General features: G+C 44.7%; 14 protein-coding genes and 1 tRNA gene. 13 read left to right on the top strand and 2 right to left on the bottom strand.

The window, feature by feature from the left end; translation table 11 throughout:
- Positions 1-338 precede the first annotated feature (338 nt).
- Entirely contained in the window at positions 339-3,917 is a 3,579-nt protein-coding gene (gene nifJ, locus ASN18_RS14505) for a pyruvate:ferredoxin (flavodoxin) oxidoreductase (protein WP_085053502.1), read from the bottom strand.
- 154 nt (positions 3,918-4,071) lie between these two features.
- Between nifJ and tadA the strand changes: the two genes are divergently transcribed.
- Together tadA and ASN18_RS14495 are read left to right on the top strand one after the other, a co-directional pair.
- Positions 4,072-4,560, top strand: coding sequence for a tRNA adenosine(34) deaminase TadA (gene tadA, locus ASN18_RS14500; protein ID WP_085053501.1), 489 nt, complete (start codon positions 4,072-4,074; stop codon positions 4,558-4,560).
- Positions 4,538-4,627 (top strand) — tRNA-Ser (locus ASN18_RS14495). Before tadA ends, ASN18_RS14495 begins: the two co-directional genes overlap by 23 nt.
- 6 nt (positions 4,628-4,633) lie before the next feature.
- Here ASN18_RS14495 and ASN18_RS14490 read toward each other — a convergent pair.
- On the bottom strand, positions 4,634-5,926 hold the full coding sequence (locus ASN18_RS14490) for a cation:dicarboxylate symporter family transporter (RefSeq protein WP_236861788.1): 1,293 nt from the start codon (positions 5,924-5,926) through the stop codon (positions 4,634-4,636).
- A gap of 216 nt (positions 5,927-6,142) precedes the next feature.
- Here ASN18_RS14490 and ASN18_RS14485 point away from each other — a divergent pair, with 216 nt between their 5' ends.
- The 11 genes from ASN18_RS14485 to ASN18_RS14430 all read left to right on the top strand — a co-directional run bounded on the left by ASN18_RS14485 (position 6,143) and on the right by ASN18_RS14430 (position 16,099).
- Positions 6,143-7,117, top strand: coding sequence for a calcium/sodium antiporter (locus tag ASN18_RS14485; RefSeq protein WP_085053499.1), 975 nt, complete (start codon positions 6,143-6,145; stop codon positions 7,115-7,117).
- Positions 7,108-8,223 (top strand): calcium/proton exchanger, encoded by a 1,116-nt coding sequence (cax, locus tag ASN18_RS14480; RefSeq protein ID WP_085053498.1) that lies wholly within the window; start codon positions 7,108-7,110, stop codon positions 8,221-8,223. Before ASN18_RS14485 ends, cax begins: the two co-directional genes overlap by 10 nt.
- 27 nt (positions 8,224-8,250) lie before the next feature.
- Positions 8,251-10,560, top strand: coding sequence for a heavy metal translocating P-type ATPase (locus tag ASN18_RS14475; protein ID WP_085053497.1), 2,310 nt, complete (start codon positions 8,251-8,253; stop codon positions 10,558-10,560).
- 65 nt (positions 10,561-10,625) lie between these two features.
- Positions 10,626-10,859 carry a hypothetical protein gene (locus ASN18_RS14470; protein ID WP_085053496.1) on the top strand — a complete coding sequence of 78 codons (234 nt, stop codon included), beginning with the start codon at positions 10,626-10,628 and terminating at the stop codon, positions 10,857-10,859.
- A 1-nt stretch (position 10,860) separates the two neighbouring features.
- Positions 10,861-11,097 (top strand): hypothetical protein, encoded by a 237-nt coding sequence (locus ASN18_RS14465; protein ID WP_085053495.1) that lies wholly within the window; start codon positions 10,861-10,863, stop codon positions 11,095-11,097.
- Complete coding sequence (locus ASN18_RS14460) at positions 11,094-11,705, top strand: hypothetical protein (RefSeq protein WP_085053494.1); 612 nt, start codon at positions 11,094-11,096, stop codon at positions 11,703-11,705. The genes ASN18_RS14465 and ASN18_RS14460 overlap by 4 nt, the downstream gene beginning before the upstream one ends.
- On the top strand, positions 11,698-12,306 hold the full coding sequence (locus ASN18_RS14455) for a DUF454 family protein (RefSeq protein ID WP_085053493.1): 609 nt from the start codon (positions 11,698-11,700) through the stop codon (positions 12,304-12,306). Before ASN18_RS14460 ends, ASN18_RS14455 begins: the two co-directional genes overlap by 8 nt.
- Positions 12,303-13,388, top strand: a complete 1,086-nt coding sequence (locus ASN18_RS14450; protein WP_085053492.1) for a P-loop NTPase family protein — start codon at positions 12,303-12,305, stop codon at positions 13,386-13,388. The genes ASN18_RS14455 and ASN18_RS14450 overlap by 4 nt, the downstream gene beginning before the upstream one ends.
- Before the next feature lie 16 nt (positions 13,389-13,404).
- Positions 13,405-14,538, top strand: a complete 1,134-nt coding sequence (locus ASN18_RS14445) for a type IV pilus twitching motility protein PilT (protein WP_085053491.1) — start codon at positions 13,405-13,407, stop codon at positions 14,536-14,538.
- Positions 14,539-14,620: 82 nt separating this feature from the next.
- Positions 14,621-15,424: a hypothetical protein gene (locus ASN18_RS14440; protein WP_085053490.1), complete on the top strand. Its 804-nt coding sequence runs from the start codon at positions 14,621-14,623 to the stop codon at positions 15,422-15,424.
- A gap of 288 nt (positions 15,425-15,712) precedes the next feature.
- Positions 15,713-16,099 carry a hypothetical protein gene (locus ASN18_RS14430; RefSeq protein WP_085053488.1) on the top strand — a complete coding sequence of 129 codons (387 nt, stop codon included), beginning with the start codon at positions 15,713-15,715 and terminating at the stop codon, positions 16,097-16,099.
- Positions 16,100-16,300 lie beyond the last annotated feature (201 nt).

Here is a 16,300-nt window from a genome sequence, read left to right as displayed (position 1 = left end):
ATACTCTTCTATCAAAAATACAACCACAACTACAATGATATAATGTATTTTTGATAGAAAAAAACGAATGAAAGGGATACCCATGTCTAAAATCTTGATAAAAGCGCTACTGTCCATGTCTGTTAAAGACAAGAGGATGAACTCAGGGAAAAACAATGGTCTGTTGTGGCTGCCTCATGATCACAAACCTGAAAATCGATAGTTTATGGACAGACTCTATATAGCCAATTCCTAACGAATGCCTTCATAGACACCTCTTTGTTACCCACTGAGTACCTCCTTAAAATTGGGACACAGACCCTATAGGTCAGTGTCCCCGTGGTATGGTTAATTATATGTTACTGTTTTGCTGGTACCCAGTTCGCCCAGTGTTTCAGCATTTCCCATCTTCTCCTGGCATCTGCTTCGTTTTCCTTCATGAGCATTGCTGCCCTTTCCGGGTTCGAGGACTTCAGAGACATATAGCGTGTCTGCGAGTAGGCATAGTCGGCTATGTTGAAACTTGGCTCCTTGCAGTCTAACTGCATCGGGCTTTTGCCCTCTGCCTCAAGAGCCGGATTGTACCTGTAAATCGGCCAGTAACCGCAGGCAACAGCTTCTTTCATCTGATCTACAGCCTTGGTTAGATTAACGCCGTGCGCTATACACGGTGAATAGGCAATTATTAACGATGGACCGTCGTGCGCCTCCGCCTCAAGCATTGCCTTTATTATCTGCGAAGGATTAGCTCCAAAACATGTCTGAGCTACGTATACATTGCCGTAGGTCGCCATTATCAGACCTATCTGTTTCTTGGCGGTTGACTTACCGGCGGCTGCGAACTGTGCCGTTGCGCCCCTTTGGGTTGCCTTTGACATCTGCCCGCCCGTGTTTGAATACACCTCGGTGTCCATTATCATTATATTGATGTTTTCGCCGGAGGCCAGCACCTGGTCAACTCCGCCGTATCCTATGTCATACCCCCAACCGTCGCCGCCAAGTGCCCATACGGACTTCTTCACGAGATAGTTTGCGCATGATTTAAGCATCTTCGCGTCGTCTGAGTTGTCATTTGCAATCAGTTTAAGCAGTTCATCGACCCTGCCGCGCTGTTTTTCTATGGCCTCCTGATGGGACTGATCGGCATTCTTAAGCTCATCTAACAGCCCCTTTGCGCCGGAGTATGATGGGGCAATGCGGTCAAGCAGCTCTCTTGCCTGCTTTGCGAAATAATCTACCGTCTGCCTCATACCAAGTGCGAACTCGGCGTTGTCCTCAAACAGTGAGTTTGCCCACGTCGGGCCTCTGCCGTCTGATCTTTTTGCGTATGGCGTTGTGGGAAGATTACCACCGTAAATAGATGAACAACCGGTTGCATTTCCAATGTAGAGGCGGTCACCAAACAACTGGGTGAGGAGTTTTATATATGGAGTCTCGCCGCAGCCGGAACATGCACCGGAGTACTCAAACAGAGGCCTTACCAGCTGTGTCCCTTTGACCGTCGTAAGTTTAACCTTGGACTGGTCTAACTCTGGAATCGATAAGAAAAACTTATAGTTTTCAGCCTCGGCAGCACGAACCCCAGTAAGCGTTGTCATGTTGATTGCCCGAGTTTCCGTTCTCTTTCCAGCAGCGTCCTTTTTGCGCCCGGGACATGCTTCAACACATGAGCCGCACCCTACGCAATCCTCAGGGGCAACCTGAACCGTGAACTTCATACCCTCGAACTCCTTACCAGTTGCCTTGACTGATTTAAAGCCTGCTGGTGCGTTGGCCAAATCAGATTCGTTATATGCCTTAACTCTTATTGAACCGTGAGGACATACGAAGGAACATGTAGCACATTGGATACATGCATCAGACTCCCAAATCGGTATATTTACAGCAATGGCACGTTTTTCATACTGAGTAGTGGCAGTCGGCCAGACGCCATCGTCAGGAATGGCTGAGACAGGAAGAGTATCGCCCTTGCCCTTTATTATTGTTGCCGTTACATTCTTTACAAAGTCTGGGGCATCGTCAGAGACTGCCTTGCGCATAGTCAGCTTGCTGGTTGCAGTTGCCGGGATTGGGACCTCAACGATATTTTTCAGCGCTACATCAACGGCTGCATAGTTCATATCGAGGACCTTGTCGCCCTTTTTATAGTATGTCTTCTTGATTTCTGCCTTGATTGCGTTAATCGCCTCGTCTTTAGGGATGACGTTAGAGATGACAAAAAACGCGGTCTGCATTATCATGTTGATTCTTGAGCCAAGTCCTAGTTCTTCCGCTAAGGCTATAGCATCTATTATATAAAACTTCATCTTCTTGGCAATCAGGCTCTCCTGCACCTCGATAGGCAGATTATCCCACACGGTGTCTTTGGTGTCTGACGTGGTGAGCAGGAATATGGCGCCCTCTTCGGCATTTGCCAGCATGTCGTATTTCTCGAGGAACGAGGTATTGTGGCAGGCGATGAACTGTGCCTGGGAGATGAGATATGGATTAGATATCTGCTCTTTACCAAAACGCACGTGGCTCGTGGTAATCGACCCTGATTTCTTTGAGTCATAGACAAAATATCCCTGAGCGTAGTTTTCTGTCTCGCCGCCTATGATTTTAATTGTATTCTTGTTAGCTCCAACCGTACCATCAGCGCCAAGTCCGTAGAACATTGCGCGGAATACGTCCTTACCTTCAATGTTTAAGCCTTTGTCGAATTTAAGGCTTGTGTGAGTTACGTCGTCGTCAATACCGACAGTGAAGTGGTTTTTCGGCTTGCCCTCCGAGAGGTTGTCATATACGGCCTTTGCCATGCCGGGGGTAAAGTCTTTAGAGCCGAGACCGTAGCGACCACCGACTATCTTTGGCCAGCTCTTTATATTGCCTATGCCAAGCTCCATTGCCTCGCCAATGGCTGTCCTTACGTCTATGTACAGAGGCTCACCTACCGCGCCCGGCTCTTTTGTGCGGTCTAATACAGCAATAGCCTTAACTGTAGAAGGAAGCGCTGAGGCCAGGGCTGCCGTGTCGAATGGCCTGTAGAGTCTGACCTGGATAAGACCAAGTTTTTCGCCCTTTGCGTTGAGATAATTTATCGTGCTTAACATCACGTCGCCCGCTGAACCAAGAATAACGGCTACGCGCTCTGCATCCGGCGCCCCGTAGTAATCGAAGAGTTTATACTGGCGGTTGACCAGACCGGCGAACTTGTCCATTGCCTTTTGCACTATGCCTGGGACTGCATTGTAGTATTTATTTACTGTCTCACGGCCCTGGAAATATACATCAGGGTTCTGTGCCGTACCACGCATTGTGGGATTGTCTGGTGAGAGTCCCCTTGACCTATGGGCAAAGATATGGTCGTTGTTAATCATCGCCCTCATGTCGTCAAAGGTCAGCTCTTCAATTTTGGCCTCTTCGTGAGAGGTTCTGAAGCCGTCGAAGAAGTGCATAAACGGTATGCGTGACTCAAGAGTGGCGGCCTGGGCTATCAGCGCAAAGTCCATTGCCTCCTGCACGCTCTTTGAACAAATCATTGCAAATCCGGTTGATCTTGCGCCCATAACGTCGCTGTGGTCACCAAATATCGACAGACCCTGTGCGGCCAGCGAACGGGCAGTGATGCTGAATACGGTGGGGGTTAATTCACCCGCAATTTTGTACATATTGGGGACGATTAACAATAGTCCCTGTGATGCAGAAATAGTCGTGGCAAGAGCACCGGCAGCCAGCGAGCCGTGTACGGCACCGGCAACTCCGGCCTCTGACTGCATCATACCTACCTTTGGAACATTACCCCAGATGTTGACTTTGCCAGCGGCGCTTTTAGCGTCGCAGTGCTCGGCAATCGGACTCGATGGCGTTATCGGGTAGATCGTTATGATCTCGCTTGTTGCGTGAACGACATGCGCGCACGCACCGCAGCCATCCATTATTACCATTTTTCTGCTCATGATACCCTCCGTTAGTTTGATTGAATAGTTATATTTGACACGATAACCGTCAAATTATATCACTGCCCGTCTCTTTATCAAAGTACAAGTATAAATGAACAACATAAATAATTTCAAGTGATTTAATTTATAATTTCGTGTATAATCTGACCGTATGGATGATTTAGCGGCAGAATCGGACAAATATTTTATGGAATGTGCACTGAAAGAGGCACTGAAGGCATTTTCGGCTGGTGAGGTACCAGTAGGGGCGGTAATTGTAGACGCCAAAGGGCAGATAGTCGCCAGTGCGTGTAATGAAAAGGAGCGGCTGCATGATCCGACGGCACATGCCGAGCTGACGGCAATACGAATGGCGGCTGCACGGAGTGCTGAAGGCTGGAGGCTCAGCGGCATGACCCTGTATGTGACAAAGGAGCCGTGTATAATGTGCGCCGGGGCGATTGTAAATGCGAGGCTCAGTCGTGTAGTATATGGATGTGCCGATGTAAAGGGTGGGGCAGCAGGGAGTCTGTTTGCGCTGTGTACGGATGAGCGCCTGAACCATCGGGCAGAGGTCACAAGGGGTGTGCTTGAGGGTGAGTGCGCCGGGCTTTTGAAGGATTTTTTTGCAGAACTACGGAGAGGTTGCCGAGCGGTTTAAGGCGGCGGTCTCGAAAACCGTTGTGGGGGTGACTCCACCGGGGGTTCGAATCCCCCCCTCTCCGCCATCTTAATTATATATTTTTTTCTTTATATTCCGAGTTCAGATATATGCAAACCAAGCTGTTGTCCGTGGAATTGACCCCCGAACGGAACGAATCCGGCAGCCCTAACTGCAATCCCACGAAGATAGTTATAAAAACGGTAGAGACAGAAGGCGGCAGATTGTAAAAAGCCGCAAGCGGAGCGCCAAAAAGCAGCAGCTCCCCCGGAATGCCTGGCACCCCAAGCCCGATTATAATAACTATAGGGATGCTCATCAAAAGCTCAACAAAAGAAAGCTCAACCCCGACTAATTTCGCCACAAACGCAGCCATCACAAACACACATATCGAAGTTCCGTTAATACCTATATAACTCCCAATGGAAACGGTGAAGTCTTTTACCATTTTATTAATATCAGGAAAATGCTTATTAACCAAAACAAGATTCAGAGGCATGGACAATGACTCTGAGGCTGTGGCAAACAAAAAAGGAAACATCTGTATCCAGTAATTTGAAAAATAGTGCTTAATGGAAAACCCGCTTACGGCCTTCCTTATAAATAAGACAAATCCAAAATGCCACAGCAATGTAGCGATGCCAACCAGCATTGATATAGCGATATAAATACCGAACAATCCCCCCGCACTGTCAACCGCAAGCGACATGCCAAAAACTTTAAACTTGCTGAAATCTAAAGCGTTTGCACCTTCTTTCATCATAATATTGTTTACCTCGGCAGGAAGGTAATAGATGTAAACCCCAACCATAAACATGAAAACCGGTATTAGCGGAAATAGTATATCGCCAAATTTCTCAATCAATCTGGTGGGAACGCTGACTATCTTGAAGATTAAAGGAAACTTGCTTGACAACAAAGAAACCACAACTGCCAATGCTATAGCATATGAAAATGAATTTTGCGCCAATGACATTATCATCGTAATGACCGACCCTCTGAATTCATTGAATGAGCCATTAAACGCCTGCGGAAAAAACGATAGTCTCAGGCAAAGAGAAGTGAACACTACCGCCCAAATGCAGGCCAGCACCCTGGTCTTTAAAAAAAACAAAATCGACCGCGCAGCAAACGCCCCCCTGCTCTCTTTCAAAATAAAAGACAGAGAATAGGTCAAAACGAGAAAAATGACTAAAGGGGAAGCATACTTGTAACAACCGATAAGCGAGGAAAGCCCTGATGCAACATAATTACTTAAGGTTTGTGATAATTTTGCTGCCATTATGCCTGAAAAAAGAAAGGTTATGGCTATCACCGGCATTAATGCCTCAAGCTTTCTGGAATTAAATATAACTCTATAATTCACTGCTGCCCTCTCTGGCTGCTGTCTGTTACTGAAGCGATGTTTGCATATTATGACCGACCCCTGTAATGGTTTCGCTGTTAATGATAACATATGTGTCAACTTTTTTCCACATTGCGAATTGCACCCAGGGCAAACACTTTATTTTGAACGTTACGATTTGTTATAGTACTGCTATGGTTGAACACAGCAAAGCCGTACTTCATGAGGACTTCATAAATGGGTCATAGTGTCGCCGCCGTTTTTTTTATGCTGTCCGTAGGGATTGCCCTTTTAATATTTGGGGCAGATAAGTTTACATATTGCGCCGAACGCATAGGCAAAACCCTTAAACTCCCAGGATTTATTATCGGGGCTGTAATAATATCAATAGGCACGTGCCTGCCCGAGATGATAGCATCAATATTTGCTGTTATGAAGGGAACGACAGAAATCGTTGCTGGCAGCGTCATAGGCTCAAATATAACTAACACTTTTTTAGTACTCGGGGTAGCCTTTTTATTCTTTAAAGGCGAATATGTAAAAATCAATCTTATCAGCCTGGATATCCCGTTATATATCTCTGCCACTGCCCTTTTTATCTTTATGACCCATGATGGTCACTATGAAGCAGCCGACGGAGTCCTTTCTCTCTTCGGTGCGGCTATATATATCTGGTCGGTGTTTACGAGAAAAACCGACTCTGAGCAGGAGGGTGAAAAAGAGAATGAGGGTGAGGCCGCCCCTGCAACTGCGTTTACATACGTCCTGCTTGCCATCAGCGCCGTGATGCTGTACTTTGGCGGCGAGTGGACTGTCGATTATATCAATGAAATAGCTGAAATATATCACATTAATCAAGGTGTCATAGCCGGTACGGCCGTTGCCATTGCCTCCTCTTTGCCGGAACTTATGATTTCCTTTAAGTATGCAAGAAAGGGTAAGCTGGATATTGCACTTGGAAATATTGTTGGTTCGGGGATTTTTAACTTTTTCTCAGTAATCGGAGTGGCCTCGCTGTTCAGCTATTTTACGCCCAAGCCCGGCGTGCTTTTAGTAGCTGAAGATACTATAACTAAGGGATTGCCGATGATGGCATTCGCCGCCATCATCTTTACCTTTGTCGTTATCGACAAGAAGCCGTCAAAGTATGAGGGTGCTATGTTTTTACTAATCTATGTTTTTTATCTTGGGTGGATGCTGAAATGGTTTTAAATTTAAAGGGACTGGGAAAGATCGAAATAGGTTTGCTGGACTACCTGTTAATTTTCGTCCCCGTTGCGGTGTATCTTGAGCTTACACACGGCAGCGGGACATATATTTTTGCTGCATCGGCAATTTCCATTATACCCCTGGCTGCAATTATGGGCAAGGCAACCGAACATCTGACTGAAAAGCTCGGCCCGGGGTTAGGTGGATTTCTCAATGCAACATTTGGAAACGCCGCAGAGCTGATTATCGCAATCATTGCGATTAAAGAGGGGATGTTTAGTGTTGTCAAGGCATCGATAACGGGTTCGATAATCGGCAATATATTGCTTGTCCTCGGACTTAGTTTCCTTGCCGGAGGGCTAAAACAGAAATCTTTGAAATTCAATGCAACGGCAGCTAATCTAAACTCTACGATGCTGATTCTCAGCACTTCCGGCCTCGTGGTTCCAGCCGTTATCCATTCGCTGTTAAAAAACCAATCGATAACCAACGCAGCTATAGATGGCCTGAACAACACAATAAGCCTGGCCATTGCGATAGTACTATTTACTACCTATGTGTTCAGCCTTGTGTTTTCACTAAAAAGCCACAAACACTTGTACGGAGCTGCCGATGAAGAGGCAGAGGGCCACAAAGGGGCAGAGGGCTGGAGTACCGGTAAGTCCCTGTCCGTACTTCTGGCGGCAACGGTTGGTATAAGCTTTATGAGTGAATTTTTAGTTAAATCTCTTGAATCGGCAACTAAGTCGCTAGGGATGAACGAGGTATTTGTTGGAGTTATAGTTGTGGCGCTGGTTGGTAATGCTGCCGAACACAGCACAGCAATCTTTATGGCGCTCAAGAATAAAATGGACGTTTCGGTCTCGATAGCTATTGGCTCCAGCTCTCAGGTAGCCATGTTCCTGGCTCCTATCATGGTGTTTCTAAGCTACTTCATTGGTCCTGCCCCAATGGATTTGTCTTTTACTGCCCTTGAGACCCTATCCATAGTGTTCTCCGTGCTGTTGGTCAATTTTATCTCCGCTGACGGACAGACACATTGGATGGAAGGGGTACAACTGCTGGCACTATATGTAATTTTAGGCATTGCATATTTCTTTATTTATTAAACGAATCGTGAAAACCAGGGGGACACAATGCTAAGAACGGACGGTGATTTCGATCAAATCACCTATTACAGCACATCGGAAAATGTCTTCAGGAGTGATGACCATGTGGCTGTCCCGGCAGCTAAATCTGCCGTTGTCAATATAGAGGAATACAAAAAAGACATCCATAAAAATTCGGCTGTTTTTTTAGAGATTAATACCTCTTTGCTCAAATTGCAGCTTAAATGTGTAATTAAACACTCAATAACGGGACGGCTTCGTTTTAATATTGCTCTTTTGGCGTCATATAAGGATTTATGTGGAACGCTGGGCAGCTATCTAAGAAAACAACCTGGTGTGACCGATGTAAACATTAACCACTTCTGTGGGAGTTTTACCGTTGTTTACGATAAGGATGCCGTTCGCCCGGATATAATCATGGCCTCTGTCTCCAGCCTTACGCTCACTGACGTTGTGACTCTGAAGACGTTACCAGCGCTGTCAAAAAAAGAGGACAAGGACATATCTCTCTCATATTTTAAGTGGGCATCGGCTGCGACAGTCCTGAGCGTCGCTCTTGGCGGCATTCCACCACTAGCGCTTGCCATAGTCTATCCGGTGATTATATATATCGGCATACCAGTCTATAAACGTGCATACAAGTGCTTAACAACTGAACGTAGGTTTAACGTTGACTTTCTTGATGCTGCCGCTTTGACAGTAGGGATGCTTACCGGAGACGTTATGAATGCCTCAGCTATGGTGTGGTTGATTCACCTTGGCGATTACATTCGTGATCTCACTGCGTCAAGCTCGCAGCGAACCATACGAAAGCTCCTGGATTTTCAGGAAAATTACGCATGGGTGGTACGGGGTGATGTTGAGGTAAAGGTACGGGTTAAAGATATTGAGGTGGGTGAGATAGTTTCCTTAAATGTCGGAAATCTTATACCGGTTGATGGCCAGATAACCGAGGGTGAGATAATCGTGGACCAACAGGTGTTGACCGGCGAATCATTCCCTGTTCATAAAGAAACCGGAGATACAGTACTTGCTGCAACCGTTATAAAGGACGGCAAGGCCTACGTAAGAGTGCTCAGAACCGGCGATGACACAAAAGTGGCTCAGGTGGTTAAAATGGTGGAAGAAGCGCCAATTTATGAAACCAAGATACAGAACCACGCCGAGAAGTTTGCAGATGGAATCGTGGCGCCTTCGCTTATCACAACAGGTTTAATTTTTGCTACTACATTAAATCTTTACCATCTGGCAGCGCTTCTCACAGTGGATTTCGGCACCGGAGTAAGGGTGTCGGCGCCAACTGCTGTACTGTCCTGTATGATCTCGGCTACATCGCATGGGATATTAATAAAGGGCGGGAGTTATCTGGAAAAACTATACAAATCCGACACCATAATATTCGACAAGACCGGGACGCTTACAACCGGAGTAATAAAAGTGGAGGATGTTACTGCTTTTAACGGCTACAGGGAAGAGGAGATAGTCTCATTTGCGGCTACTGCGGAGCTTCAGATGACGCACCCTATAGCTGAGGCTGTTGTAAAACACGCTGAGGCCAATCACATCAGGCTTATGAGGCGTGATTCGGTTCAGTACTGTGTCGGGCGTGGCGTCGATGCCTGGATTGCTGGCAAAAACGTACTTGTCGGAAGCCTGAGAATGCTTGAAGAAAACGCTATACCCACAGACGGCGAGATTGCAGACATCACCGACAGGATTATCAGCGACGGCAAGGCGGCGCTGTATATTGCGATAGATGGAAGGCTTGGCGGTATTATCTCCTTCAGAGACCAGATACGCAAAGAGGCTAAGTCGATGATAGACGAACTTCACCGTGTAGGCGTTAAAAACGTAATCATGCTTACAGGAGACGTGAAAAAAGTGGCCTATCCTGTAGCAAAAGCACTGGGCATAGACCAGTGCATCGCCGAGGTACTCCCTGAGCAAAAGGCAGATGTCGTTATAGATTTAAAGAACAAAGGGCATATAGTGGCCTTCGTTGGCGATGGGATAAATGACTCAGTAGCGCTTTCCTATGCAGACATCGGGATTTCAGTAAAAGGAGGCGCTGATATTACAAAAGAGACTGCCGGGGTAATACTGCTTGACGACAATCTTAACAAGATTCCTATGGCCTTTGAGATAAGCAAGGAAACCATAACACTCATCAAGGAGAATTATACCATAACCGGAGGGCTTAATGCAGCGGCTTATGCCCTTGCAGCCTTAAATCTGATATCTCCTGTTCTCAGCACTCTTATCAGCAATGGCTCGGCCATTATAGCGTGTTTAAACGGGATGAAACCTATAATAAGAATGAAGCTAAAGGGGCGTTGACATCTTGCAATTAGTGAACGCCATATGTAATACTAAATAAATCAATTGATTAAAGGAGGTATGGTATGGAGGAGTTATTGGCCGGTATTTTTGGTGGGGCAGTGGTTTATGTTGCAGGCAAGTCTGATATCATGCGTGGTGCCTTAAAGGGGATAATAAAGATGGGATATTCAGTTGCAGATGCCGTTACGTCCGGTGGAGGAGAGACCTTGGAGTCTCTAAAAGATATTATGGCTGAAAGCAAGGCCGAGTATGAAGCCGTAAAAGCCGCTAAAGCCGAGGCAGCAGTCAAGGCGTAATATGGGATACGTAATTGCAGGGATAGTTGGGGGACTGGTCGTAGTTTTTTTTATAAAGATGGTTCCTAACAGAGGTTTCATCAAGACTCTGATAAAGCTCTTTTATTCGTTGAAAGACGCCTTACTCTCTGCCTTAGGCCATTCGTATGAGGAGTTCAAAGATATAGCGGCAGAGAGCAGGGCAGAATACGAGCTTGAGAAGATTAAAGAGGCACAAACAAGAGCCACTCAGAAATGACTGCCGCATTCGGACTCAAAGCGGCCCATTATATAAGGGGCAGACTCAGGCTGAAGGTTGAAACCGATATGGATATGCGTGTCTTTTTTATCTTTTTGAGTGCTGCCATAAAAAGGGTAAATAAGATAAAAAAGGCGCAGTTGAATCGTTTTGCGGCATCGGTGACACTCTATTTTGACGACAGCGGCGAAAATGACAATGCCCGTGAAACTTTATTGGTGAAGCTTGGCAGCGAGATTGATTTTATCATGTCGCTTTCAAACTTTGCCAACGCTTACGAGGAGATATTAAATGCCCTGTGTTTCGATGGCGCAGATGAGATGGAGATAAATATCGAAGGTAATTCAATCTCTGTAGCGTATCCGGCGCAACAGGTAGTGAAATCATTTTTGGCCTCAAAACCATTCGCTAAGGACACCGTTCTTCCTGCATCTGTTATATCAGCAGGGCTTCTTACGCTTCTGCTGGCCCCTGCGCTTCCAACCCCTGCGTGGCTGGTTCTAATGATTTTCGGCTATAGTTCCCTTAAACAATACGAGTCCACTAAGGCGATAGAACAGCTCCTGTTACAAACACTAAAGCCTGAGCAAACTACAGCCAATGGATAACCCTACCGCACCGTGTGTCTTGTTTGAAGATAGTTTAGGGCCGATTGAAAATTTAAGGGCCATAGGAGCTGACATATTCATTCCTGTTGAGGTAAAACATTCCATTCCCGGGCGTCTGAGGGTGGTATCTGAGGCATTCAGATTAAATAAGGCACTTTTTGATGCCGTTAACACAAAACTCCTCACACTGTCCGGTATAACAGGGACATCCTTAAACGGTAGTTGTGGCAGCCTGACCATATTCTATGACGAAAAATTAATCAGCGAGCCTTGCATCTTAAGGAATCTGAGTACTATCAGTATGTCAGATACCAGCAGCCATTACAATGAATCGCCGAATAAATCGCCGGTTGAATCACTGATTGAGCAGGTCAGCAAACCTAACAGGTTATATGAGGCTGTCGGCGGTGTGTTGGCCGGGGCTGGAGTAATTGGCGTCATAGTACCGGGTATCCCTGGCATACCGATTTTACTTCTTTCTGCATATTTTCTGTCGAGGAGTTCTGGTCCTTTATATAAAAAACTGCTTGAAAATGAATACATAGGTAAGTACCTGAAGAAAGCGGTTACCCCTGCGCCTTCCGGCAGCTTTAAGAAATGAAATTAAAAAAAATTGATGTGTTTGATTCTTTTTGCACCCTCTTAAAAGAAAAGAGAGGCTCGATGCTCTACCTGGCCCCTGGTGACAGTCCATATATAAGAATCGGAGATACCATTTCAAGACTCGACACGGTCGCTCCGATTGATAAGAAAATGACCTCTGATTTTGTCAACTTACTCATAACCCTCTCAATCGCAAAGATTGAAAAACCTGTAAAGGAATCAAGCTTTAACTATGAATCCAAAGCGGCTGGGACATTCAAGGTGCTGGCAGCCAATGGTCATAATGGTTACATGCTGTCAATAAGCCCTATTTATCAGGAGATACCTGAGCTACACTCTTTGGATTTGCCTGACGTAATCAAAAATCTTGTACACACACAATCAGGGCTTATACTGGCAATCGGAAAGCACAATTCCGGCAAGAGCGAAACTTTGGCTTCATTTGTTGATTACATAAATAAGCATTATAACAAGAGAATCATTGTGATGGAAAATCCTACCAGGTATTTTCACAAAGACTGGCTCTCGATAGTAAAGCAGCCATTTGTCAGTTTGACGGAAGTTTTTGATTCTTCAAACACATTTGAAAGAACAATAAGTGAGGCATCGGTGCTTGCCATCGATGGCTTTTCGATGTATGAGACATTAAAGTTTTCTCTTTCAGCCCTGAAAAAAGGTCTTTTGGTAATAGCTGCGATACGTGCAAATGGCGGAGTCTCCGAGGCTCTGAGACTGATGATTGAGTGCTTTCCTGAAAACGACAGACACACAGCAAGAAAAGTTCTCGCAACGACCCTGAAAGCGCTGTTTTGGCAAAATCTGTTACCTGGAGGTACGGCAGTTGTACCCGTCTTTGAAATACTCCTCAACGACCCTGTGATATCGACTTTGATATACAATGAACAATATCATCTACTAAGGCCCACAATGGCAGCAGGGGCAGGCAGAGGGATGAAGAGCATAACCCAGGCACTGGCTGAGGCCTCAACTGCAGGGATTATCAGTAAAGCGGTCATAGAAAGATTCAGGGAATATAGTTATACCTATTATGTCAATCCGGTAAAAGAGGCATATTCTTGAATGGAGGAAAGAGGAAATGGATGATATAGAACACAGATCAGAGGGTGAGGATTTTATATATAAAATCGAGGCGACCAAAAAGCCCAAGGCCGATGCACCTGAGATAGTTAATTATTTTATAGCGGCACGTGAGATAAACGCATCTGACATTTATTTTTCTGTTGATGAGTGTCCCGTACTCAAACGGCATGGAAAGTTTTATAAACTCCTGGAAAGCCCTTTTTACCGTAGTGAGGAACTCAAACAACTGGTATACGGGATTTTAAATAAATCCCAGATACAGCAATTTGAAAAGCGGCTGGATATGGAGCTGATGTACGTAAGCGACTACACCGGGAGTATCAGGATTAACCTGTACCACGCTCAGGATGGCATTGGAGCGGCGTGCCGTATAATTCCACGCAAAATCCCTGAGCTGCATGACATAGGGCCAAAAGAATCGCTTGAAAAGATTGCTGAACTTGACGACGGTTTAGTGCTGATAACAGGAGAGGCCAGATCAGGCAAATCCACAACTCTTGCCTCCATAGTTGAACATATAAATATTAACAAGAAGAAATTTATTGTGACCATAGAGGATATTATCGAATTTCATCATGCCAACCAGTCTTCTCTGATAGAACAGCGCCAGGTTGGTGTCCACACGCTTGAATTTTCAAACGCAATAAATGCCGCCATCAGAAGCAAGGCAGACGTAATAATTCTTACCGATGTACAGTGTAAAGACGCCATAAACCTGGCCATGAACGCAGCAGAGGCAGGTACCCTGGTAATTGCAGTGATGCGGACATTTGGCGGGTCTGGCGAGGCAATATTCAGAATGCTAAACTATTACTCTGAAGGAGAACAGCGGTACGCAAGATATCAACTCTCAAGAGTTTTAAGATCAATCATTTGGCAGCATCTCCTGCCTCTTAAAGACTTCAAAGGGACAGTTCCGGCGATGGAAATCTTACATAACACGAAAAAAATATCTGAACTGATAAGGACAAATCAACTGGAGAAGATCAACAAAGAAGTTGGAAAGGGCAGCGCATTTGGGATGCAAACAATGGAGCAGTCATTTGATTTCCTTAAAACCGTTCACGAACTTGAGGAGAACGTATCACTTGCATTCAGGTATGGAAAGTACCTGCTGGCATTATTGTGATGGCGGAATGTGACCCATCAGGGCATTGTTCTTTTTTGAAATTTTAATTACCCTTTTATCTTCAACAACTGGAGATGTAAATATGGAACAAGTATCAGTTGATAGTTTTATTAAAAATGCAATTGACATACCCCAGTTGTGCAAAATCATCAATGGTATAATGGAAAGATATAAAATATATCTCGGTGTAAATGTCGTTGTCGTTGTAATCAACTGCCTCGATGAGCAATGCACTACAGTCATTGACAATATCAAGTATGGGATGAGAATGTATTATCCAGAAATATCAAATAATGATACGTTGATTAAAATAGAAATGTTCTACAATATGCGCCTTTTTGGAGGACTATTTTTACCTCATATAAAGACTTACGAGAGCCTGATGCCTGCTGCGCATCATGTGCCGGTAAAAGAAGACGATAAGTTAATGATTTTAAACCTATCACACATTGGCTATGACGCAAACACAAAGGAGTTTGGCGCATTTATAAGGTATGGACACAACAGTTCCACAGCGGCATGTGGGGCTATAACGTCTTGCTATGACCAAATACTCAAGGGCATGAAAATGCCGTCGGACTCAGACCTGAGAGCCCTTAGCAGGTATATAAAGAAGACTATTTCAACTCATAATATAGAACCGAAGCCGCTTGGCTATGATCTATTAGATGTTACTGTCAATGCATATAAGGATCAGATTCCTTGGATGAAGAAACAACTGAGAAAACTTGCCCAAAAAGACGAGATAGACATCATTTACATTGGTGGAATTGAAATCGATACCAACAAGGAATCTGACAGTGACACTAATGACAAAATAGTGCTTATGGATACATTCATCGTTAATCAAAATGGTAATATCATAGCAGCAATTCTCAATGAATAAGAAAGAAGGCGTAGAATAAGGGGGTACAAAGGAAATGAGAAATATTTTTCGCAAAGAGCGCGGCAAGTAGTGTCAGAATATTGACACTATATTTTTAGCATATCATTATGATATGTTTATTTATGAAGATAAAAAGACATCTGTCCTTTGGTGCGCAAGCGTTTTCAATTGGGAATTGCTGCAGGCCTGCCATTACACTTGACTTAAATACCTATATCATGGCATTCTATGACTTCAATCACAAAAGGAGTAATGCTATCTTAATTATGGGGGGCATAATAGGCTGCTATGAATAGTAAGAAATTTACCAGTTTTAAGACAAAGATACTCTTAGTGATTGTTATCGTGATGTCTGTATTCGGAATAGTTCTCACTGCTGATGACTACAGGAAAGGGGAGATAAAGATTATTAATGACGCCAGGGAATCTATTGTTATTTTCGAGAAAGTATATAGCAGTGAGTTACAGTCCAGGAAACAGGATTTGTCCATGTCTCTTGAGATATTATTGTTAAACCGTGAAATTCGAACCGCATTTGCCAGTTGTAACAAGATGGCGCTTAATAATTTAACTGTGGATTATTTTAAGAACAAACTCAAAGCAGAGTACGGAGTCAAGCAATTTCAATTTCATACCCCCCCCGGCCACGAGTTTTTTTCGCGTTCACAAACCTGAAAAATATGGCGATGACTTATATAGTGTCATGTCAACTATGATATGACGTAGTAATTGTGATATACTATCTTCATAACCGACAAGGAGGGGTGGATATGAAGTAGTGGGTATTAGGGACACATCCAATACTGTGCGGTACAGGAATTGCTTAACAATTTACGGTAGAGGTTGAGAGCAGTCCTAAAGCTACAATTATCAGCA

It is taken from the genome of Candidatus Magnetominusculus xianensis (assembly GCA_001541255.1).
Taxonomy (GTDB): domain Bacteria; phylum Nitrospirota; class Thermodesulfovibrionia; order Thermodesulfovibrionales; family Magnetobacteriaceae; genus Magnetominusculus; species Magnetominusculus xianensis.
This window is presented reverse-complemented; position numbering and strand designations above follow the sequence as displayed.

Bases quoted from the DNA above. Each gene is read 5' to 3' on its own strand.
- ASN18_RS14485 (WP_085053499.1), top strand. From the start codon at position 6,143: ATGGGTCATAGTGTCGCCGCCGTTTTTTTTATGCTGTCCGTAGGGATT.
- tadA (WP_085053501.1), top strand. From the start codon at position 4,072: ATGGATGATTTAGCGGCAGAATCGGACAAATATTTTATGGAATGTGCA.
- ASN18_RS14460 (WP_085053494.1), top strand. From the start codon at position 11,094: ATGACTGCCGCATTCGGACTCAAAGCGGCCCATTATATAAGGGGCAGA.
- ASN18_RS14445 (WP_085053491.1), top strand. From the start codon at position 13,405: ATGGATGATATAGAACACAGATCAGAGGGTGAGGATTTTATATATAAA.
- ASN18_RS14440 (WP_085053490.1), top strand. From the start codon at position 14,621: ATGGAACAAGTATCAGTTGATAGTTTTATTAAAAATGCAATTGACATA.
- ASN18_RS14465 (WP_085053495.1), top strand. From the start codon at position 10,861: ATGGGATACGTAATTGCAGGGATAGTTGGGGGACTGGTCGTAGTTTTT.
- nifJ (WP_085053502.1), bottom strand. From the start codon at position 3,917: ATGAGCAGAAAAATGGTAATAATGGATGGCTGCGGTGCGTGCGCGCAT.
- cax (WP_085053498.1), top strand. From the start codon at position 7,108: ATGGTTTTAAATTTAAAGGGACTGGGAAAGATCGAAATAGGTTTGCTG.
- ASN18_RS14470 (WP_085053496.1), top strand. From the start codon at position 10,626: ATGGAGGAGTTATTGGCCGGTATTTTTGGTGGGGCAGTGGTTTATGTT.
- ASN18_RS14455 (WP_085053493.1), top strand. From the start codon at position 11,698: ATGGATAACCCTACCGCACCGTGTGTCTTGTTTGAAGATAGTTTAGGG.
- ASN18_RS14450 (WP_085053492.1), top strand. From the start codon at position 12,303: ATGAAATTAAAAAAAATTGATGTGTTTGATTCTTTTTGCACCCTCTTA.
- ASN18_RS14430 (WP_085053488.1), top strand. From the start codon at position 15,713: ATGAATAGTAAGAAATTTACCAGTTTTAAGACAAAGATACTCTTAGTG.
- ASN18_RS14475 (WP_085053497.1), top strand. From the start codon at position 8,251: ATGCTAAGAACGGACGGTGATTTCGATCAAATCACCTATTACAGCACA.